The 22,374-nt window shown below is 46.9% G+C and carries 19 protein-coding genes; 2 read left to right on the forward strand and 17 right to left on the reverse strand.

The features are described 5' to 3' along the window. Window positions 1-217: 217 nt before the first annotated feature. The 4 genes from VSQ62_RS21290 to VSQ62_RS21305 form a co-directional block, all read right to left on the reverse strand. Window positions 218-1,678, reverse strand: coding sequence for a transposase (locus tag VSQ62_RS21290; protein ID WP_334636776.1), 1,461 nt, complete (start codon window positions 1,676-1,678; stop codon window positions 218-220). A 136-nt stretch (window positions 1,679-1,814) separates the two neighbouring features. Continuing rightward, complete coding sequence (locus VSQ62_RS21295; protein ID WP_334636778.1) at window positions 1,815-2,390, reverse strand: GNAT family N-acetyltransferase; 576 nt, start codon at window positions 2,388-2,390, stop codon at window positions 1,815-1,817. 69 nt (window positions 2,391-2,459) lie between these two features. Continuing rightward, window positions 2,460-2,792: a DUF3795 domain-containing protein gene (locus VSQ62_RS21300; RefSeq protein WP_334636780.1), complete on the reverse strand. Its 333-nt coding sequence runs from the start codon at window positions 2,790-2,792 to the stop codon at window positions 2,460-2,462. A 323-nt stretch (window positions 2,793-3,115) separates the two neighbouring features. Further along, window positions 3,116-4,588, reverse strand: coding sequence for a transposase (locus VSQ62_RS21305; RefSeq protein WP_334636582.1), 1,473 nt, complete (start codon window positions 4,586-4,588; stop codon window positions 3,116-3,118). Window positions 4,589-4,855: 267 nt separating this feature from the next. Here VSQ62_RS21305 and VSQ62_RS21310 point away from each other — a divergent pair, with 267 nt between their 5' ends. Further along, window positions 4,856-6,358, forward strand: coding sequence for a MarR family transcriptional regulator (locus tag VSQ62_RS21310; RefSeq protein ID WP_334636781.1), 1,503 nt, complete (start codon window positions 4,856-4,858; stop codon window positions 6,356-6,358). Window positions 6,359-6,742: 384 nt separating this feature from the next. On the opposite strand, the gene VSQ62_RS21315 is transcribed toward VSQ62_RS21310, so the two are convergent. The 9 genes from VSQ62_RS21315 to VSQ62_RS21355 all read right to left on the reverse strand — a co-directional run bounded on the left by VSQ62_RS21315 (window position 6,743) and on the right by VSQ62_RS21355 (window position 16,026). Beyond that, window positions 6,743-7,210 carry a helix-turn-helix domain-containing protein gene (locus VSQ62_RS21315; RefSeq protein WP_334636782.1) on the reverse strand — a complete coding sequence of 156 codons (468 nt, stop codon included), beginning with the start codon at window positions 7,208-7,210 and terminating at the stop codon, window positions 6,743-6,745. Next, the gene (locus tag VSQ62_RS21320) at window positions 7,201-8,058 is read right to left on the reverse strand and encodes an alcohol dehydrogenase catalytic domain-containing protein (protein ID WP_334636784.1); all 858 of its coding nucleotides are present in this window, start codon (window positions 8,056-8,058) and stop codon (window positions 7,201-7,203) included. Before VSQ62_RS21320 ends, VSQ62_RS21315 begins: the two co-directional genes overlap by 10 nt. A 36-nt stretch (window positions 8,059-8,094) precedes the next feature. Further along, a complete protein-coding gene (gene arfA / locus VSQ62_RS21325) occupies window positions 8,095-9,609 on the reverse strand; it encodes an arabinosylfuranosidase ArfA (RefSeq protein WP_334636785.1) in 1,515 nt (504 codons plus the stop codon). Next, window positions 9,606-10,238, reverse strand: a complete 633-nt coding sequence (locus tag VSQ62_RS21330; RefSeq protein WP_334636786.1) for a YesL family protein — start codon at window positions 10,236-10,238, stop codon at window positions 9,606-9,608. Before VSQ62_RS21330 ends, arfA begins: the two co-directional genes overlap by 4 nt. 54 nt (window positions 10,239-10,292) lie before the next feature. After that, window positions 10,293-11,786 carry an alpha-L-arabinofuranosidase family protein gene (locus tag VSQ62_RS21335; RefSeq protein ID WP_334636788.1) on the reverse strand — a complete coding sequence of 498 codons (1,494 nt, stop codon included), beginning with the start codon at window positions 11,784-11,786 and terminating at the stop codon, window positions 10,293-10,295. A gap of 70 nt (window positions 11,787-11,856) precedes the next feature. Beyond that, the gene (locus tag VSQ62_RS21340; protein WP_334636789.1) at window positions 11,857-12,693 is read right to left on the reverse strand and encodes a carbohydrate ABC transporter permease; all 837 of its coding nucleotides are present in this window, start codon (window positions 12,691-12,693) and stop codon (window positions 11,857-11,859) included. 2 nt (window positions 12,694-12,695) lie between these two features. Continuing rightward, on the reverse strand, window positions 12,696-13,598 hold the full coding sequence (locus VSQ62_RS21345) for a carbohydrate ABC transporter permease (protein WP_334636790.1): 903 nt from the start codon (window positions 13,596-13,598) through the stop codon (window positions 12,696-12,698). Between the two features lie 117 nt (window positions 13,599-13,715). Further along, window positions 13,716-15,110, reverse strand: a complete 1,395-nt coding sequence (locus tag VSQ62_RS21350; protein WP_334636791.1) for an ABC transporter substrate-binding protein — start codon at window positions 15,108-15,110, stop codon at window positions 13,716-13,718. A gap of 139 nt (window positions 15,111-15,249) precedes the next feature. Next, window positions 15,250-16,026 (reverse strand): helix-turn-helix domain-containing protein, encoded by a 777-nt coding sequence (locus VSQ62_RS21355; RefSeq protein WP_334636792.1) that lies wholly within the window; start codon window positions 16,024-16,026, stop codon window positions 15,250-15,252. A 724-nt stretch (window positions 16,027-16,750) separates the two neighbouring features. Between VSQ62_RS21355 and VSQ62_RS21360 the strand changes: the two genes are divergently transcribed. Then, window positions 16,751-16,966, forward strand: coding sequence for a helix-turn-helix domain-containing protein (locus tag VSQ62_RS21360; protein WP_334636793.1), 216 nt, complete (start codon window positions 16,751-16,753; stop codon window positions 16,964-16,966). Between the two features lie 78 nt (window positions 16,967-17,044). Here VSQ62_RS21360 and VSQ62_RS21365 read toward each other — a convergent pair whose 3' ends face one another. The 4 genes from VSQ62_RS21365 to hydA all read right to left on the reverse strand — a co-directional run bounded on the left by VSQ62_RS21365 (window position 17,045) and on the right by hydA (window position 22,352). Beyond that, on the reverse strand, window positions 17,045-17,521 hold the full coding sequence (locus VSQ62_RS21365; RefSeq protein WP_334637739.1) for a 4Fe-4S binding protein: 477 nt from the start codon (window positions 17,519-17,521) through the stop codon (window positions 17,045-17,047). Then, complete coding sequence (gene xdh / locus VSQ62_RS21370) at window positions 17,521-20,106, reverse strand: selenium-dependent xanthine dehydrogenase (protein ID WP_334637740.1); 2,586 nt, start codon at window positions 20,104-20,106, stop codon at window positions 17,521-17,523. Before xdh ends, VSQ62_RS21365 begins: the two co-directional genes overlap by 1 nt. A gap of 68 nt (window positions 20,107-20,174) precedes the next feature. Continuing rightward, a complete protein-coding gene (gene yqeB / locus VSQ62_RS21375) occupies window positions 20,175-20,957 on the reverse strand; it encodes a selenium-dependent molybdenum cofactor biosynthesis protein YqeB (protein WP_334636795.1) in 783 nt (260 codons plus the stop codon). A 21-nt stretch (window positions 20,958-20,978) separates the two neighbouring features. Beyond that, complete coding sequence (hydA, locus tag VSQ62_RS21380; RefSeq protein ID WP_334636796.1) at window positions 20,979-22,352, reverse strand: dihydropyrimidinase; 1,374 nt, start codon at window positions 22,350-22,352, stop codon at window positions 20,979-20,981. Window positions 22,353-22,374: the final 22 nt, after the last annotated feature.

Raw genomic sequence — 22,374 nt, forward strand, 5'->3', positions numbered from 1 at the left:
ATTAGTATAATAACATTCTGCTCGGTCCTTGTCAAGAATACCCACTCTATAATCAGCTCTGACGCTTAAATTTATACTTACACTCTCAGAGTACATTGGATTTTATTTTCTCATTTTGCTTTATCAACGCAATCTTATTTAAGCCATAAAATCCCTGTATTCTGCTTTTTTAACTTTTGTTGTTATCTGCTCCTTCACCACCTTTCCACATGGTCCTCTATATCAACCGTATTTGTATCTTTTTAGCGATCTCTTCCTTGTATTCTCTCAATGGAGTCTCTTTCATGGATTCCAGTATCCTCCTGTGCTTTTGCTCCCTACTCTGCTTTACCTTTTTCCATATTTTTTCCCAAGCCTCCATGATCTGGCTGATCATGTGCCCAATCTGGATCAGATAATAATGGTTTTTCAGTGCCTGATAATTCCTGCTGTACTGGTGTTCCAGATGGTATCCCTGCCTTTTCTGCGCGTTGAACCCATCATTCTCGATTCTCCATCTCATCCTTCCGCGCTCCACCAGTCCTGCCACATTTTTTCTGGTGATTGGCAGATCTGTGAGAAACCAGAATTCTTTCCGGATCGTTTCTGCTTTTCCCTTTTTCCTGCCCTTTTTGCAGATATGCTCCCCGCTTTCTCCATACTCTGCCAGATTTACCTGATGTCCTTTATAATCTATATCTGTCACGTAATCATACCATTCCTTCCCAGTCTGTGTTTCGCGCTCCTGGTAATTCTTCTCCATTTCTTTCAGTTCTCTGTATTCTTCCCCAATGCTCGGGATGCTCCCCTCCTTATACCGCAGGATATACCGCCAGTTTTTTCCTTTGCATCTCTCAAAGAAACCTTCACAGGCATACAGACTGTCCCCGCACAGGCAGATCGGCAACCTTGGAAACGCTTTTTTCAGCTTTTCCATTAAACGCCAGCAGGCCTTCCTTTCACAGTCCTGTTTCTCCATTTCTTTTCCCTCTTCATTATCCACAAATTCCGTCTGAATACTGATCAGGATTTTCGGATGCAGTACCAGCTTTGCTTCCAGCACATAATAATAGTTCTCCTGATACTCTTTTTCCGTCCCCTTGTTATGGGTCCGGTGCAGGCTTTTCCCATCCAGTTCCCTCCGGCTGCTGCAAAGCTGCGTTCCATCTATGATCACCTGCCAGTACTTGCCCCTGATTCGCATATTTTCAAAAGCCCGGCTGCAAAGAAGCCTGCTGCAAAGGCGGTTTAAGATGTCCTGCAATTTTTCCGGATCTACTTTTTCCAGATACCGGTTGATGGTTTCCCAGTAGGGAAGCTCCTCCACGGTCTGTTCCTCCCCGGATAGATGCCAGATGTTTTTGATCATTTCACTGGAATTGAATTCTTCACTTGTTTTCCTCATACTGCTGATGTAAAATAGAGAAGAAAGGATACGGGTCATAAGAAGTAACACAGCAGGATAGGTAATATAGCTCTGGTTTCTGGGATCTGGAATCTGTTTTAACAGGGGTAAAAGATCTGGGAAAAAATGCCGGATTAGCTTGGCTAATTCACATGCAAGGTTCAACTGTTCCAGGTGTTCCCTAACCTCTTTTCTTCTGATTTTTATTCTTGCTTCATAGTAAAACCTCCTCTCTTTTATGGTGGTGCGAAAAAATAGTTGTCTGGTTACTTCTATTATCGCGCATCTTCCCATAAAATGGGAGGTTTTTTTATTAATTTTTTTTTAAGCGTCAGAGCTGCTCTATAATCACAAGTTTTTTGGGATACACCGCATTTTCCATATTTATACGGCATTCCCTCACCCACAAATCCGAAGCTGCCAATCCGATTTATAATTCCTCAATAAAATGGTTATCAGACTCATTCCAATACTTTTTATATACAAAATCTGTGTTGCCGTCAAAGTTAAGCTGATACATTCTGAATATGACAGGAAAATCTTTTGGCTGCCATTGTTCTTCATATGAATAGCAATATTTCATACCTACCTTTTTCATAACGTTACCGCTTCTTGGATTATTTCTATCATGTGTCGCTGTAATATAGGGCAATCCATCTTTCTTTACTTGTTCTACCACTGCCTTTCCTGCTTCTGTAACAATCCCCCTATGCCAGAATTCCTTACGCAGCCCGTATCCAAAATCATGGTGCTCTTCCATGTCAACTTTGATGTAACCAATAGGAAAATCATCTTCCTTCAAGCAGATCGCATAGGCATATGCCTGCGACTGTGCATATTTTGAAGCATACCGTTCCTCGTAAAATTCCTTTGTTTCTTCCAGATTTTTCACAGGATACCATGGCAGGAACCGATTCACCTCTTCATCTTTCAAAATAAGAAAAAGAGCTTCCATATCCTTTTCTGTAAACTTCCTTAAGATCAGGCGTTCTGTCTCTAATATCATTCTGATCACCTTCCTCACTGATCTTCCAAATGCCATTGCTGATAAACTTACGAATGAACCTTACCTACCTCACCCCTTCAAGTTTTTTAGAGCATCCGGATAATTAGAAATAATCTCCCCAACAGTCTGACATGTTTCCACATTCGGACAGCAGCCACATGTCGTCATGTCCTTTTTCAGCGCACACTGGCGAATATCGCAAAGGCTCTCACAATATACGGTTTTAACTCCATCCACACGACAGCCCTCACAGTTGATATGTTCCGGCAAAATAGGCGCATGATTTAACTCTGCCCACAGTTTTGCAGTTTTCTCGCGTAATGCCTGATCATCATGGATTGTCGCAAGATATGCGTCACATTTCTCACAATCCAGTCCGCAGTATGCAATCATATTCCTCATAGTTTCGTACCTCCTACAAATTCTGATCCATGCTTTCCATTATACAGGGTCTCCCGCTAAAAATCACTCTCTATTTCCCTAACCCGGATAAACCGGAAAAGTTTTTTGCATTTCCTCCAAATTTCAAGTACAATAAAGAAGAGCACTCTCGGAAACTCAATAGAGAATAAGCAGGAAAGGGTTGATTTTCAGAAATGAGAGGGATAAGGGATGGATGATTATGGGGCTTGAGCAGTCCAGAGAGCGTAAAGAATAAAAATGTGCATGACTTTAAAACCTGTCGGAAAACAGGCCTGAAAGAATCCAGAAGCAGGAAACTTGGTTTATGCCGCTGCCTGCACCTGCTGTTTATAGCGGGCATCCAGATGGATGCAGATTCCAATCATGGTCGTCATGAAAGAATAATGCTCCTTTGTGTGTATGAACATACGGTGCAGTCCGTAATCATTGAGGATGCGGTTGTTGATACGTTCCGTGGCGGTGCGTTGATTATAAATCTTCTTATAAGCATCTGTGCCGCGGGGGACGTCGGTGTAAAGCCGGATATCCCATTCGGGCCGGGTCTTGACGACTCTCCCATATTTGGAATCGGTGCAGGAGTTTTTACATTTGGAACAGTGATCTTTCCCATAGGGGCAGCGCCACATGAGGTAACCGCTGGATTTGTCATAACCGTTAGGCTTCATGCGCAGTTTTTCCTGACATAAGGGCGTTCCATCTTTGTCAATGGTGATGGTATCAGGAATTGTTTTTGGCCGGCCGCATTTGTCGTTCAGGTCGATGAAGGCCCGTATTCCCCTGTTTTTAAGGATCCGGTAGGTGGGGTAATTGTCCATTGCAGAATCCAGGCACATATTCGAGGTGGAAACAGCCGGCATATGTTTTTCTAGTTCATGGAAAGCGACAAGGAAATTGACCGAATCATGACGCTTTGCACTGGTAAAACGCAGAAGCAGGGGGAGATCTGTCCTGAGTTCACTGTTATAGCAGGATAATTGGAACAAAGTGTAGCCGAAGTAATATTTTTCCAGGTCGCTGTCCCAGCCCCAGGAAGCATCGGGGTCGGGGAAATGCCGCAGGTTTTCCGGTGCGCCAACCCTGTGGTGCCCGCGTGGGCAGGCATGGGTATGCACGGCGGTGCCGTCTCCGGAAACCGTAAGGTGTTCCCTTGGTATGAGACCGGATTCCATGGAAGGCAGGACAGCCACGTGATAGAAGAAGCGCTGCAGCCGCCCTTCAAAGTTAAAAGGGATATCCTTCCCGCTCATGAGCCGTTTTTCGATAGATTCTGTGATTTTGGGCTTTGCCTCCTGTGCTTTCTGTTTTTTGCCTTTGGGCTTATCCGGCTTTTTGGTGTTCCAGGAAGCCGGAAGCAGTTTGTCCCGCGCATATAAGTCCGTTGGCGGTGCAGTCCAGAGCCTGTCCATGAAGTCAAAATAAGAACCGAGGGGCGGCAGGGAATCCGTAGTGCAGCCGATGAGAGCGGCAAGGAGGCGGTCATGTTTGAGCCTGTCGACCCAAAGGGTAAGGGATAGCTTGGCCAAACCTTCTGAAAATAGAAGAAAGAAAAGGATAAAAGACCTTAAGATTTGTGGCTGGTTCTTAGCGGGCCTGCCAGTGTTGGAGTAAAAGGGCAGAAGGAACTCCATGGCCTTATCGGTATCGAAAAGGCGGAGTTTCTGCCAAGGTTTCCAAAGCTCCGTATGGAGCCGGACTCTTTCAGAGGAATCGAAATGGACTTTGGATTCGTTGAGAAAGTACTTGTAATCTTGCATGGACTGCCAGTACTTGATCATAAAGTGCACCTCCTAGTAGTTTAGTTTAATGCTGTGCGTGTGGCACAGACGCTTCTTAACTACAAGGGGCGCGTTTGGTGACTGGCGTATATGGTCACCAAACGCGCCGCACATTTTGACTTATATGTCAATACTTTTTTGAAAATTTAACAAAAATGTTTTCCGGGATATGGAGGAAAGCAAAAAAGAAGAACATGAAAAAAGAGCGGAAATTCGGGCTTAAAGAGTTTCCGAGACTGCTCAAGAAAACTATTGGAGGATGTGTTCATGTTACTTACGGATAAATATGCTGACAAAATGAATGGTATCATCACTTGCTATGACCGTATGATCATCCAGGGCTATATCCCCGGATGGAGTTATGCGGAAGGTATGACCAGCTATTTAAAAGCCAACAACATCCGTATTTTTGATTTTTCTAGTTTCTCCCAGCCTCTTACGGAACAGGTTCGTGCCAATGCCCAGCGTATTGCAGATGAAAACGGCATCCAGATTGAGTTCATCCGGAAACTCCGGGCGTTCCGAAAAGATGACCGCATCCAGGAGATCATTCAGAAAACCGGTAAGTCTGAGGGGCTGATTCATATCTTTTCTGCCATGGAACAATGCAATACTTATAAGCCATGGCATGATAAAACAACCGGAAAAACATTCCTTAAGTTTGACCAAAGCAAATGTCTCCATTATTATTTTTATTTTATAGATAAAGAACTCGGCTTGTGTTATCTCCGGGTCCCCACCTGGGCTCCCTTCCGACTACAGTTCTACATGAACGGTCATAATCTTCTGGCCCATAAGCTGCAAAAGAAAGGGATCACTTACCGTATGCATGATAACGCCTTCCTTGAAATCTCAGATGTCGAAACTGCCCAGAAACTATCTGACAGAATCAACCCGGAAGGTCTCCATAAAATCCTGGATGTATTTGCAAAACGCTACTGTCCCATTGCGGAATCGCTCGGTCTCGGCTACACTTGGACAGTCCAACAGATTGAGTGCGCAACCGATATCATGTTCAAACAGGCCTGTGACCTGGAGCCCCTTTATGATGAGATCATCCGGACGGCAATCTTTACGGTAAAGCCGGATAACATCGCTGCATTCCTGGGACAGCGCATTACCTATAACTGTAAGAAAGAAGTCGGTACAAACTATAACCAGCGTATTCTCGGTACGAGAATCAAACACCATATGGGTGATGTATCAATTAAAATGTATGATAAATTTGGCTGTGTCTTACGGATAGAAAGTACTTGCAATGACATCGGGACTTTTCGTGTAAAACGGAAAGTGGAACACAGGGACGGCAGTTCCACAGAACAAAAAGCGCCTTTGAAAAAAAGTATTTATAGCCTGTATCAGTTATTCACAATCATGAAAGCCGCCAACTACCGGTATCTGGAATTCGTATCATCCTTTGATGACCACAGCGGCGGAAAGAAGAATCTTACAAAAGCAACAGAGGCTGTTAAGGAGAAAGGCCGTTCCTACCGTGGGCTGAACTTCTTTTCCCCAAAAGATCTGTTGGTACTGGAAGTGATCAGCCGGGGCGAATACATGACTTTTGGAATGCAGGGAAAGGATATCCGCCGCCATCTGGAGGATATCAGTCCGTCTGCCATGTCGAGAATTTTTAAGCGGCTCCGTCTCCATGGGATTATTGAACGGGTTCAAGGAACTTATAAGTATTTTACAACAGCTTACGGCAAAGAGGTCATTGCGGCAGGATTAACCGTTAGAAACCTTGTGCTTATACCAGCATTGGCATAAGTGTTTTTCTTATGCAGAAATTTTGCCATTTTGCGTCAAAAAATATTTATAAGTGGCCTAAAATCCCTTCAACGTCACGCTTCAGAGGAAAAGACGCTTTAGCTGTATCATTAAGTTTTTTCAGAAGTTTTCCTATTACCGGGAGAAAGCAGAGGATGAGAAGCGTGTACGTGCTCTGTACCATGACATGAAAAACCATCTGCTTATATTGGAGAGACAGAACAGCCAGGAGACCAAGCAGATGGTATCAGAGTTTAGCCGGCAGATTTCAGATTCGAGAATTACATTCACACCGGCAATGATTTTTTGGATGTTATTATGCGAGGTCAAATACCCCGCGGCAGAGCAACGAGATATTTGACCCTCGCGGCAGTCCTGGCATCTTCATAAGCCAATGCCGCTTTTCTTCCTGCCTTTCCAGACTGATGCCAGGATATCCTTCAGGACAAGCATAGAATTCAATTCACTATACCCGTATTTCTTTTCCAGCTCCCTTAACAGCTTATCCAGCTCTGCCTCATAACAGGCCGTATCCACTTCTTCCTGATACCGGGACAGAACCGGATATTTTCTGCTCCATGCCTTCGTCCAGTCAATCTTATCCGATACTTCCTCACTGGTCCGGTCAATCACTTCCTGTATCTCCTTGATGTCAATATCAAACTCCACCAGTTCATCCAGTGACAGTCCATACAGAACCGCAAGCCTCTTTGACTGACAGATATCAGGGAGCGTCTCATCCGTTTCCCATTTTGAAACGGTCTGCCTGCTTATCCCCAGCTTTTCAGCAACCTCTTCCTGTGACAGCCCCTTTTTCTTCCGTGCATGAAATAAATGATTCCCTAACCCCATGGCATTACCTCCTGAAATATGATATACCTGATTATAATACTCCCACTGCCCGGACGCCACCAACAAAACCGTACAGTTCTCTTTTCACTGCCGGAGGCTTCAATATACACATCACAGCCATATCCTTGCGTCAATTCCCGAATCTTATCTCCAACGTTGACCGCCGCTGGATTCATGACCATATCTGCCCCACATTCTAACGCTTTGTCCATGCGATTCTGACGAAGATCCAGACCAATGATTAATTTAGGCTGCATTTTTCTTGCTACGCTTACCATTCCCAAGCCAATCGCACCTAAACCACTGATTACTACTACATCATTGTGCTGAATCTTCCCTCTCTCTACCGCATGCATAGCGCATGCCATGGGCTCGATCAAAACAGCCTGTTCCAACGTCAATGTATCAGGTACATGGTGATGTATTCCCTGCTTATTGAACTTCATATATTCTGCAAATCCACCCTGCGTCTCTTCTTTGAAACCATAAATATAATGTCTCTGGCACATAGAATAATAACCCGCTTTACAAAAACGACATTCACCGCAAGGAACGATCTGTTCCGAGACCATACGGTCCCCTTCCTTCACACCATTCACATTCTTCCCATACTTCACAACACGTCCCACGAATTCATGCCCACCGATAACCGGCGCCTCTATGTAACGCTTTTCCGGTGTCGTTCCCCATATCCGCACACCGCCGTGCAAAGTCTTCACATCACCGGCACATATCCCGCATCCCTCGATCTTCACAAGGATTTCATCCTCATCTACTTCCGGTACCGGAACATCCTCATAACGGAAATCCCCAGGGGCATACATTCTCAATGCTTTCATCATATTCATTCCACTCTTCTCCTGCAATTATTTTAATTTTTCAAACTACTTTCCAAGACGGATTACATTCCAGGAAGCTTTATGGAGCATACTTGTGATTATTCCGCCTTCAAGCGTTGACTGATCCGTTGTCTTGGGAGATACGAGTTCCCCGCCTGCGCCATTGATAAGTTTCATATCGCTGTTCTCCAATACAATATGCTCTTTAATCTGATATCCTTCCATCCCGCGGACATCAATCATAACCTGAATATCTTCATCAATATTACGGTTAACCGCAAATATTGTCAGTTCTTCCTTCTCCTCACTGTACACGGCAACGCTCACAATATCCGTTACATTCTCATGCTCTGAAGTATCATGGACCGGGGTCTGGATGACCGGTCTTAAGACCATTCCCCTTCCATATCTTGACGCATGCATAAATGGATAGAATATAGTCTGTCTCCAGGCCGGACCGCCGCCCTGTTCCGTCATGATCGGAGCGATCACATTGACAAGCTGCGCCAGGCACGCAATCTTTACACGGTCGGCATGCTTCATCAGCGTGATCAGCATAAGCCCTACCAGGAGAGCATCTTCAAAGGTATAGATATCCTCCAGCATCGGAGGCGCAATCTGCCAGGGGGTATTCTCTCTGATATCCATTTCCTTTTCTTTGGAATGGAACCATACATTCCACTCATCAAAGCTTAAGTTGATGTTCTTCCTGCCACGCTTTTTCGCCTTGATGTAATCGCAGGTTGCAATAACTGTCTTGATAAATTCGTCCATATCGTCGGACTTCGCCAGGAAATCCGCCGTATCATCTGCTTCATTTCCATAATACTGGTGAAGCGACACATAGTCTGCCACATCATAAGTACACTCTAAAGTAGCCGCCTCCCATTCCGGAAATGTCGGCATCTCACGATAAGAACTGCCACAGGATACCAGTTCGATCGTTGGATCGATAATCTTCATCACCTTCCCGGTTTCTTCCGCAAGCCGGCCATATTCATGCATCGTCTTATGGCCCTGCTGCCATGGACCATCCATCTCATTCCCCAGGCACCAGACTTTGATATTATGAGGCTCCTTCACGCCATGGCTGATACGCATATCACTGTACTTCGTCCCGCCAGGATGGTTACAATATTCAAGCAGATTACACGCATCGGCAATTCCCCTGGTTCCCAGGTTCACTGCCATCATCAGATCTGCTCCTGCCTTCTTCGCCCATCCGGCGAATTCATTGACGCCAACCGCATTTGTCTCAAGGCTCTGCCATGCCAGTTCCAATCTCCTTGGCCTTAACTCTACAGGACCCACACTGTCCTCCCACACGAAGCTTGACACAAAATTCCCGCCCGGATAGCGCACGATCGGTAACCCCAGTTCCTTTACCATCTCTATCACATCCCGCCGGAATCCGTTTTCATCGGACTTAGGATTCCCCGGCTGATAGATTCCGTCATACACCGCTCTCCCAAGGTGCTCAATAAAAGAGCCATAGATTCTCTTATCCACCTCGGCAACCTTAAAATCTCTGTCAATAATCATTTTCGCTTTCTTCATCATGCACACAAATCTCCTGTTCTTTCTCTTGGATAATAGTTTTTAAATATTTTTACAAATAGCTTCGACTGAATATATGCCAATATCGATACGGTAAAAAGCAACACCGCCAGTACCCCTCTTACAAACACCTCCATGGAAAACAGCAAAAGCAAAAGCGGCACCCCGTGAAGTATCACGATCACTGCTGTGGACGGCAGATGCCTGATCGACATGATCAGCGCATTTTTCATGATATTTTTTATCGTGTTGTCGAATCTTGCCAGCACCGGAAATACATAGATACCCATCATGATCAAAAAAATGCTAAGTACAATGACTACAAGGGCAACCACCGCCCCCAGAGCCTGGCTCATTCCCCCTATAAGGAGCAGATCCGCTCCTAATACGAGGATCATTGCCAACAGGATCATCCAAATCTCGGTCGCCTGCTTCCAGTTCTGCCGAAAGGACTGCCGATAATCCCGCCATACATAGGATTCTCTGTTCTCCGCCATCTTAAATGTCGTATAATAAAGCGCCGTAGTGGCGGCTCCGATCGTCACAACCGGAATACAGCTTACAAGATATATGATATTTAAGAGGAACAGATCACCCAGTCGATTCAGTAATCCCATAATTCTGCCGTCCATATTCATCCTATCTCCTTCTGTCCTGTATCATTTCCGTCATCCATACAGCTCTGTCTACATGCCAATCTGGATGATTCCTACCATGTGCGGTTTCAGCGTAACCTTCATTCCGGGAACATACTTCCCTAGTTCTTCACATTGGATCGCAGCCTCTTCCCGGCCAACGTCATTATAGGACTCCGTACTCCTACCCGAGATGTAATATATCCGTATGTCCCCTGAAGCCTCCAGGTCAATCTCCAGCTCTTTCTCCTGATCCGCACATTTATTCACGGCTGCAACCGCATATCCTGCTCTGTCACTGAAGGATGTTGCCGCTATGTCAAGCGTATCTGTCTCTTCCAAATCTCCCGCTTTATTGCGTACACGGATACTCTCCATGCCCGCACACCAGGAATCCAGAACCACATCTCCCAGATAATTGACATACAAGTCGAATACATAGTAGGTACTTCGAAGCACAATCCCATCCTTATGGGTAAAGATACATCCTCTGGTATTGACGATCGGCGCAAAATTCGCCATCCCCACGATATCACAGTTCCGGTTTAACGCATTTAAGAAGCATGCGGTAAACACTGCGTCTGCCATCGTATATTTGCTGTTATCGTCATTCTTGTCACGGGGATAGAGATACTCTTCCTTCGTTCTTCCCTGCTCAATGGTATGGACATTGGGGTGGTACCAGCCTCTTAAGTTCCACTCATCGAAGGCGATCTTGATCTTCTTCTCAAGCTTCATGGCAGTGATAAGACCACGCACCTCAGCAATCGAATGCTCTGTCCGGTTGGTATAAGCCATAACCGCTTCATAATCCGCATAGTCATTGGTCTGATTGATGCCGTCCCAATACTCATGAATGGAGATCCAGTCGAGAAACTGCGCACTGTGATCCAACAGATTAATATTCCAGTTCAGATCTGTAAGCGCTGCCGCCGTAAGCTCTGTCTCAGGATCTACATGCTTGATCATCTTAGATGACTCCGCAACGAGTCTGCCCCATTCTTCGGCTGATTTAGCGCCGATTTCCCAGAACCCATAATTCTCATTGCCCACACTCCAGTATTTGACCTTATACGGTTTGGGATGCCCGTTCGCGATCCTCCATTTGGCATACTGCCCCTCTGATTCCAGATTACAGTATTCCACCCAGTCGCTCATCTCCTCCGCCGTACCCGTCCCCGCATTAGTGCAAATGTAAGGCTCACAGCCAATCTTCCTGCACATCCGGATATACTCGTCTGTCCCAAAAGTATTGGGTTCTTCCACTCTCCATGCCTTATCAAAAAGAGGTTTTCTGTTCTCTCCTACCGCATCTTTCCAGTGATAAGAAGATACGAAACATCCCCCCGGCCACCTTAATACCGGCACCTTGATCCTCCGCATCGCCTCCAGCACATCCTTACGGAGCCCGTCTTCATCTGACAGCGGATTCCCCGGATCATACACTCCGCCATAGATCTGCCGGTGAAAATGTTCAATAAAATGTCCGTAGATCATGATATCCCTTGTCCCAATCTTCCGCTTCCCATTGATATACAATCTCATCTTATTATTCTCCTCTTCTGGTCTTATCAGTCAGTTCAACTGTCTATTGTCTAATCATCTTTTGATGCTATCATCCCTTGACACCGCCTGCCGTCATACCTTCAATAAAGTAGGACTGGAAGCATACGAACAGAATCAATATAGGTATGATCGCAAAGCAAGATCCTGCAATCAGTATATCATAATTATTGCCGTAAGGAGACATCAGACTTTGAAGGCCGACCGGAAGCGTGATCTTGGACTGCGTACGCATGACGATCATGGGCCATAGGAAGTTATTCCAGCTTGACATACCCTGATAAATACCCATTGCCGCAAAGGACGGCTTCATAAGCGGCAGCATAATCCGGAAGAATATCCCGTACTCCGTACATCCGTCTACACGCGCCGCATCCAGGAACTCCTTCGATATCCCCGACAAATACTGTCTGAAGAAGAAGATCAGCATCGGCGCTACGATATAGGGCAGCATGATCCCCCACATGTTATCCATGATTCCCATCCCGATGATCAGCCGGTACAGCGGAAGGATGATCACCTCTGTCGGAATCATCATAACAACAAGTACACAGGCAAAAGCCAGATTCTTGAATCTGAAATCATACATTGCGAACCCATAACCGACACAGGCACTTAGAAACAACGCGAGCACAACCTGGATCACAGTAATAAGCAGACTGTTCTTATACCAGTTAAAATAATTATTCTGTCCGCTGAACAAGAGCTTATAATTGTCCAGATTCGCCATTGTCCAGTCAATATCAAAATTAAGCCCAAAACGCATCAGATCGGATCCCGGCCGAAAGGATGACGCAAGGAGCAGGATCAGAGGCAGCATCGTGATCAATACGACCACCGCAAAGAACAAAAACAAGAGGATCGATAACGTCTTATTTTTCTTTTTCATAGCTACTCTCCTTTCTTAAATGTGCCGTTTAGGGCAAGCTGAATCACATTAATGATCATTACGATCACAAGAAGCAACACACCGATCGCAGACCCGATACCGAGATTATTCTGCTCCATTCCCATACGATATAGATATCCCACGATCGTCGTACCTACATTATTCGGCGATTTATTTCCGTTGAACAACAGGTACGATTCCGTGAACATCGCCAGACCGCCGAATATGGAGATTGTCAGCACATAGACCGTTGTCGGTTTCAATAAAGGCAGTGTTATATAGCGAAACTGCTGAACAGAGGATGCGCCGTCGATATTGGCCGACTCATACAAGTCTCCTGATATCTGCTGCAATCCGGACAGATAGTACATCATATTTACCCCCGTCCAACGCCATAGGCACAAGATGAACAATGCGATCCACACAGTCAGAGGCTTTCTCAGCCATATCACCGGATCCCCGCCAAAAAAGGCAAGAACCTGATTCATAAAGGATCCTTCCAGTTCTCCGAACATCAATCGGAATACAACCCCCGCCACGACCACTGACGTAAGCGCCGGGACGAACATCATACTGCGGAAAAACCCCTTCGCCCTCATATGCCTGCTGTTCAGCATTGTTGCCAGAACCATCGGAATCGGTATCATGATCGCACAGCTTACAAGCATATAGAAGATACTGTTCTTCATACTCTTGTAAAAAACGGGATTCATCAGTGTCTTATAATTCTTTAATCCTACAAAAGTAGTATTCTCCCCCGCTACCTTCTGAAAACTCATCACAACCGTACTGACGATCGGATAAGCGAAAAAAATCAGAAATGTTAAAATGAAGGGAAGGATAAACACATAGGGTGCTACCTTCTGAGAATATAGGAAACGCCTAAAAACACTCTTTTTTTCCATTATCTTCTCTCCTTTCCTCTCCAAATCGATTCCATTTTAAAGTGGAAGGTGCATTCACAAACGCACCTTCCACTTACCCTTCAATATCGCTTCAACAGCACTTTATCCATATTCAATTTATTCATCGTAAATGATAGAAGCTTCCTCCATCTCAAGCAGTTCCTCTGCCGGGGTTTCCGTATCCAGTTCGAATGCATTCGCATAAGTGGTTGATACCAGCGTACTGTAGGTAGCCGAGTATCCGCCGGAGATATCCGGCGCTGTCAGATCCGTACCGTTTTTCTTAAGAATATCAAACGGATTGGTCGTAAAGTACTTGAGGAATCTGTTGTCTTTATTCTCTGTAATCTCAGGGTCTTCCCACAGAGACACCCTGATCGGGTCAAATCCAAGTTCATTCCACTCGTATTTACAGCCTTCCTCTGACAACTTACAGAATGCCAGGAATTCTTTTGCAAGATCTGCCTGCTCTGTAAACTTAATAACAGATGTGCCGGTACCGCCCTGAAGAACTTCGCGAGTATCTCCCTCGTTCCATACCGGGATCTCATAGATCCCGATCTTTCCTTCCAGATCCGGGCAATAGTCCAGGAATCGTCCCATATACCACAGCGGCAATGCAACAGATGCAACTTCTCCGCCGTTCAGATGCCCATACCATTCTTCCATATGATAACCGCCGCCGGGAGCGATCTCGCAGACACCGGAATCGATCATATCCCTGATATATTCAATAACCTCCGCATGTTCCTTCGTATTGATATTCGGCTGTCCGGACTCGTCCACATATTGAACGCCCTTCTCAAGCAACATTAACTGAGGGAGGAACAGATCAGCAGTCTCAGCCGCGCACATCGGCTTACCTGTCTTCTCAAGCACTTTCTTTCCCGCTTCGATATAATCATCCCAAGTCACGATTTCCGCCGGATCAACCTCTGCCTCCTTCATGACATCCATATTGTAATAGCAAACGGAAGCGCCAAGATGGAAGTCAACACCATACCAGTTATCATCTTTCCCATACATCTTAACACGTGACATTACAATCTCATCCTCATACGGTTCAACAACATCATTGATCGGGAGAAGATAATCATCCTTTAAAAATGAACCATAATAACCAACCTCAATATCCGCAATATCAGGCGTTCCCTCGCCCGCCTGGCATGCCACAAGAAGCTTGCTGTGCAGAGAATATGACTCTCCGGTTGTTACCGTAAGATTGATCGGCTCATCCGGATGCTCCTCATTCCACAGGTCTGCCATCGTCGTGTAGAAGGCCACGTGCAGTTCCTGGAATGTCCAGAGCGATAACTCTGTTCCTCCGTCTACGAACTTGTTTTTCCCCTGCGTCATACCCTCTTCGCTGCCGCTGTCTCCGCTGTCGTTACCGCCGTCTTCTGCCGCCGTATCATCCTTTGTTCCGCTGTCAGATGATCCGCCACCGCAGCCCATCAGCATGGATGACGCCAGCATCACACATAAAACACTGCTTATCAATCTCTTTTTCATGTGCTTCCTCCTTTAATGTTTTGTGTATTTTTTGACAATTTGGAAATAAACATCAAATCGTCTGTTGTTAACACTATACATATGTCATCCGCATTTTTATATCAAATTATTAATGTTTTTGTCTGATTATTATTGGTTATTACATTTTTTTAGCAAAATTATCTCTATATTGTTTTGGAGTCATATTTTCATGTTTCTTAAATACAGATCCAAAATGACTCTGTGAGTTAAACCCCAGATATAATGCAATCTGTTCAATAGAATATTGAGAATAGATCAGCATATTTTCCGCTAGTTGTACTTTTTCTTTCGTAATATAATCCTTAATACATATACCTTCAGTTTTTCTAAACAGGGCAGATAAATACTCCACAGACACCTCCAATTCATCGGCAAGTTCGCGTATAATAATCTTCGTGTGCATTTTTCTGAAAATCAGATTCTTGCATTCTTCTATCAATAAATTTTTCTTCCTGTCACATCCGGATCTTAATTCATGCACCATTTCTGCATATTGGATCTTACTTTGCCGAATCATCACCTCTACTTCTCCAATATTATTTATCTCTTCCAGCCTAAGTACCTGGCTGTCATGAAGAGAAAAGGCTTTCTCATAGGGCATTCCGCCACCAATAGCCGCTCTTGAGGCAAGCGTCAAACCAATAATCCCCAGGTTCTTGGCACTCTGCAATGAGCTTTTTGATAAGATTCCATATTCTCCTGTAAATGTCTCATCAAGACTTTTTATCACTCTCTCAACATCTCCTTTCCTGATCCCCTCCATTGTTCTCGCCTCAAGTTCATATGGATTGTGGACTCTTGAGTGCTCGTGATAGTTAAAAAATAATTCACTCTTTTTTATCTGCATTGACGCAAGCAGGCTCTCCGTTATATAATTCTTTTCATTTAATTCCACGTATGACATTTCCCTGCCACTCATCATATAAAACAGCAGCAATACTTCCTGGCAAAAATTTTCATACTTACAATACGGAACTTTTGTATTTCTGACATTATGCTTTTGTGCCAGATAACGTTCTACCGTCATACCTTCATAATAAATCTGCTGCTGTTCTACATTTACAGGCCCAAGAATAAAACAACAATGTAACTGGCAAATTACCGCAAAATATATCGGATACTTTTCTGCATATAAAATTGGATATTCCTCTGACCTGATACTTAATAATTGCTGCGTAAATATTTGATCAGAGCAGACAATATCCTCTTGGAGCGAGTCTCCATAATAATACAGTAACTCAGAGATCCCTTCTTCATTAATCTTGTACCACCGAATCTGCGTATGTGCTGTTCTCATGATATGGTTACAGATATAATCCAACGTCTTCTCCATACAAGTACACCCCGCTCTGCCACTCTGCCCTACTAAATAACATTAACTATCATACCCTTTCTCAAACTCCAATATGTATCAAATTCTTAATGCATTTATCAAAAAAATCATCTTATAAAATTTTCTCTTTATTGTTCTTTCACGAACAATATTATTTCACTTATTCTAGTGCAAGTTTGAAAATAAATCAATAGAAAGATCCAAAAAATATTGTTTTTACACGCACAATATTATATTTCCGAATCTCATGGAATAATAAGTATATACACTCCAGAAAGGAACGAATATGATTGTATATGACCGTTTATGGGAAACCATGAAGAAAAAAGGAATTTCACAATATTCACTGATCAAAGATTACCACGTAAACGAAGCACAGCTTCACCGCCTAAGAAAAAATAAAGTGATAAAAACGATTACCCTTGACCGGCTTTGTGAAATATTAGATTGCGAGGTTGAGGATATTTGCCAGCACATCAAAGACAATACCGATAAATCATAGGGGTATTTTCCTCCAAAAAAACAGAAGAACTGGAAAATTAACATCTCCAGTTCTTCTGTCATGACATAACTCTTCTATTTATAATATTCCTCTCAGATCCATGATCGCCCCTCTTGGGCACTTCACCGCGCACATCCCGCAGCTTAAGCAGTCCTCTTCTCTGATCTTCGCACAATTTTCTATTACTTTTACCGCCTCCGCCGTACAGGTACGCTCACAGATCCCGCAGCCGATACAGCTTGCCGCGCAAACCTCTCTTGCCTCCTTCCCTTTATCCTGATTCGAACATTTCACCACGATAGAATTGGCGCACTCATGGATGCGGATCACCTGCTGCGGACAGATCTTTACACACATGCCGCAGGCAATACATCGCTCCTCATCCACTTCTGCCACGCCGTTCGCATTCAGAGAGATGGCGCCGAACTTACAGACTGCGGCACAATTGCCGCAGCCCACACAACCGTAACTGCACCTGAATCCCGCGCTTGCCGGACAATCGCCGTTACACGCCACCACCGCCGCACGATAGGGGAATTTCTTCTTTACTGCCATCATGATCCCTTCCTTTCATATGGTGTGCCGGAAATCGGCAGGGTGAATCTCCGCTCTCCATCCAGCCGGTAATACGCGTCCGTCACTGCCGGCGCCGTGGGGATCGACGTGATCTCTCCGATACCGATGGCGCCGCAGGCGACGTTCAGTCCCGGCTTATCGATCACGATCGCCTTGATCTTCGGAATCTCATGGGCGCGGAACAGTCCCAGCGCACCGAATTTGTCAATCGGCTTGCAGTTCTCGTCGATGGGATACCGCTCCGTCAAGGCAAATCCAAGAGACATCACCACGCCTCCCTCGATCTGTCCCTCACAGGACAGCGGGTTCACCGCCTTGCCTACATCATGGGCAGCGATCATGGTGTCGATCTTCCTGCTCTTAGAATCCAGGATGCACACCTGCGTCGCATACCCGTAAGCCACATGGGACACCGGATTCGGTACATCCGCACCCAGAGGGTCTGTCTTCGCCAGATATTCTCCGTAGAACTCCTGCCCCGCAAGATCGGCGAGCGTCTTCCCGTCCTTCTTTGCCTCCATCAGCTTCTCACAGGCGCGCCTTACTGCTTCTCCCGTGATCATGGTCTGCCTGGAGCCGGAGGTCGTGCCGGAATCCGGCGCGATCCAGGTATTACTCCGTTCATAGACGATATCGTCCCGCCTAAGGTCCGTATTGGAGACCACCATCTGGACAAGCACCGTTCCAAGTCCCTGCCCGATACAGGAAGCTCCGGCATAGATATGGAGCTTCTGATCTTCCTCCACGATCAGCTTCGCACGGCCCCAGTCAGGAATCCCAACACCCACACCGGCATTCTTCATGGCACAGGCGAGACCCACTGGTTTCCCTGCCGCCATTGCAGCGTCATACTCTTCCTTTACTGCCTCCAATGTCTCTGCAAGCCCGGTGGATTCATCCACGATCTGCCCGTTAGGCAGCACACCGCCCGGACGGATGGCATTGCGGTAACGGATCTCCCAGGGTGTAATGCCGATCTCGTCCGCCATCATATTTAACAGGGTCTCCGTCGCGAAGCAAGTCTGCGTCACGCCGAATCCCCGGAACGCTCCTGCCGGCGGATTGTTGGTATAATACGCCGTTCCTTCGATCTCAAAATTCTCATAAGCATACGGTCCCGCCGCATGGGTACACGCCCGCTCCAGAACCGGTCCTCCAAGAGAAGCGAAAGCCCCTGTATCGGAAGCCACCTTGGCCTTCACGCCAAGTATCCTGCCGTTCTCGTCACATCCCATGGTGAAATCCATCACAAAATGATGCCTCTTGGGGTGGATCAGCAAGGATTCCGCCCGTGTAAGTCTTACCTTCACCGGCCGCCCGGTACGGTACGCAAGAAGCGCCGCATGATGCTGCACCGTCATATCCTCCTTGCCGCCGAAACCGCCGCCCACCAGTGCATTCTCCGCCTTCACCTTATCGGTTCCAAGCATCAGGCTGCACTCATGGAAGGTACAGTACGCATCCTGATCCGTAGAAATGATCCTCAAATCCCCGTCTTCGTCTATATATGCCACTGCACATTCCGGTTCCAGGAACGCATGCTCCGTCCATGGCGTCTCGAAATGCTGTGTGATCACATGCTTCGCGTTCTTGATGGCCTCCTTCGCATTTCCCCGGCTCACATGCTTGTACGCCTGCACATTAGACTCTTCCTCGTCAAATACAAGCGGCGCATCCATGGCTCTCGCCTCTTCTATGCTATGTACCGCCGGAAGCACCTCGTATTCTACCTTGATCAGCTTCTTTGCCCTCTCCACTGTCTCCATATCTTCTGCCGCAACCAGCGCGACGGCATCTCCCAGATAATGGGTCAGCCCGCCCACCGGTATCAGCGTATACTGGTCGTGCTTCAGATGCCCGATCTTATTCTCCCCGGGGATATCCTCAGCGGTCAGCACCGCGACCACACCCGGCAGCGCTTTCGCCGCCGAAGCATCAATAGACATCACCCTTGCTCTTGGGTATTTACTCCGAAGAGCAGAACCATAGCACATTCCGTCCATATAGAAGTCGTCCGGATATTTCCCGAATCCAAGCACCTTCTCCTCCACATCAAGACGGTGCACGCGGGAACCGATCTTCCAGTCGTCCGCGCTCTTTGCCGGGATCACGCCTTCCCGTAAGATCTTCGCCGCAAGCTTCACCGCCGCAATGATCTTCACATAACCGGTACAGCGGCAGTAATTATTGCGGATCGCATACTTGATCTCGGCTTCCGCAGGATCCGGATTCACATCCAGAAGCGCCTTCGTGCACATCACCATCCCCGGGATACAGAATCCGCACTGGACCGCTCCGGCCTCGCCGTAAGCATAGGTAAATACCTCTGACTCCCACTTGCTTAAGCCCTCCACCGTCAATATATTCTTACCCTCCAGCCGGTCCGTCGTCGGAACACAGGCCTTACAGGTCTTCCCGTCTATGATAACGGTACATGCTCCGCACGCTCCCTGGCTGCATCCGTCCTTCACCGAAGTCAGATGCAGTTCATCCCTTAAGAACCGCAGAAGCGTCTGCTTCTTCCTGGTGGTAACAACCTGGCCATTTACTGTAAATGTATACACTAATTTCTCACCTTCTTTTTTCTGTAATTTGTCATAACCAACTGTCCGAAAACCCTTTCTCACAGATTTCAGATCCGGGCAGACGAAATAGCCTCCAGCACTCCCTGCCCGATGCGTCTTGCCTTATCTGAGATCTGATAACAATAAGCCTCGACTTCTCTGGCGTCGATATCTCCGATCTTCAAGCCCTTCGTCACCTCCACGCCTTCCTGAAGCATCCCGCGCACAATCCCGGACATCTGCGCATAGACCGGAACGCCGCCGGTCCTGGCTACGATCTGTCCCTTTTCCACCACATCGGCAATTCTTGCAACCGGCTCCATCCTGCCGTTGGCAGACGCCTGGATCAGCCGTTCTCTTGTATAGCCGCCCACCTCTCCTGGAACTCCGGTATTGGGAAGGGCGCCTCCTTCACGGATCACATGCCCAAGTGTCGAACCTCTCTGCGTCTCGATCACATAATGACAGTCGACGCCGGCCTCGAATCCCGGTCCGATCGCCACCACCACCGGTGCGTCTTCGATACCGGTCCCGACATTCTTCTTCGCCATGATCCCGTCCACAAGGACGTCCGGCCGGTATTCTTTCCTGATATCCGCATGTTCATCCACGATGACAGCGATATTCCCCGCCTCTGTAACCTTAAGGGCTTCTTCGATATTATGGACAAGAATACCTGTCGCATCCTCGACCTTCGCCTCTCCTTCATAGACTGCCCGCGAGAAGGAAACCGCCCTTCTCACGGCAAGAGGGATCTCTATCTCCGTCATCAATACTTCATATCCGGCAAGCCAGCACTCATATGCAATTCCCGTAGCCAGATCGCCTGCTCCCTTGATCAATACCTTCATTCGTTCCACCCGCCTTTTCAATCAATTTAAGCCTTTGCGCCTGATAAACCGTCCATCGCCCTTCTTACCCAGGAACTTTCCGCCGTCTACGATCACCTTGCCTCTCTGCAGGACCTTTCGGATCTCTCCAGTAATCTGCATCCCCTCATAAGCAGTGTAATCTGCCGCCCCATGCATCCTCTCCTGTGTCATCACATAGCTCCCCCTTGGATCCAGGATGACAAGGTCCGCATCTGCCCCCGGCTGGATCACTCCTTTCTCAGGATACAGCCCGTAGATCCTGGACGGCTCTGCGCAGAGCGTCTTCACCAACTGATTCATAGTAATCCTGCCTTTCGCCGCACCCTCGGAGAACATCAGCATCAGCCGTTCTTCCACTCCGGGCGCCCCGTTGGGACAGGCTGTAAAATCATCCTTCCCCATCTGTTTCTCTATGCCGTAGTTAAAAGGGCAGTGATCCGTCGCGACCACCTGGATCGTCCCGTCTGCAATCCCTTCCCACAGCGCCTCGCAATCCTCCCTGGTCCTGAGCGGAGGAGACAGGATGTATTTCAGCCCGTCTTCCCTCCGGTAACACTCCTCCGTCAGCACCAGATATTGAGGACAGGTCTCTACAAATATATTCTTCTGACCGTGCCTTCTGGCATCTCTGACCGCCTCTAAGCTCTCCTTACAGGACAGATGTACGATATATACCGGAGCATCGTCTGCCATCCGCGCCAAATTCAGCACGCGGCTTACTGCCTCCGCTTCTGCAAGGTTCGGACGGCTCTTGGCATGGTAGACAGGCGCGGTCTTACCTTCCAGCTTATATTTCTGCTTCAGGAATTCCACCACCTCATGATTCTCACAATGGAATGCCGTAACCCCGCCGACCTCCTTCATCTTCTGCAAGATCTGCAGCACATCCGCGTCATTTAACCGAAACCCATAGGTCAGATATACCTTCACGCTGGGGATACCGTCAGAAGCCATTGCCGCTAATTCCTCAAGAATCTCATCATTCACATGCTGGGCCGTTCCGTGGAAGCCATAGTCGATCACAGCCTTCCCTTCGGCAAGCTTCTTATAGACCTCGAACTGATGATGCAGCGGTACTCCCGCCGGGCCGAAAGCCATGTGGTCCACGATGGCGGTGGTGCCGCCGCAGGCAGCCGCCACCGTCCCGTCATAGAAGTCGTCCACCGCGCGGGAGATTCCAACATCCAGATCCATATGGGTATGTACATCCACGGCTCCCGGAAGGATATAACATCCCTTTGCATCAATAATCTCGGCCTCATCCCCCGGAAGCTTTCGCCCAACACAGACGATCTTCCCGCCCTCAATCAATAGATCAGCCTGATAATCTTCTGATTCTGTAAAAATATGCCCGTTCTTTATAATCGTTCTCATACCATCCACTCCTGCAATCTGC

This window comes from Sporofaciens sp. JLR.KK001 (assembly GCF_036941055.1).
Classification (GTDB): domain Bacteria; phylum Bacillota; class Clostridia; order Lachnospirales; family Lachnospiraceae; genus Sporofaciens.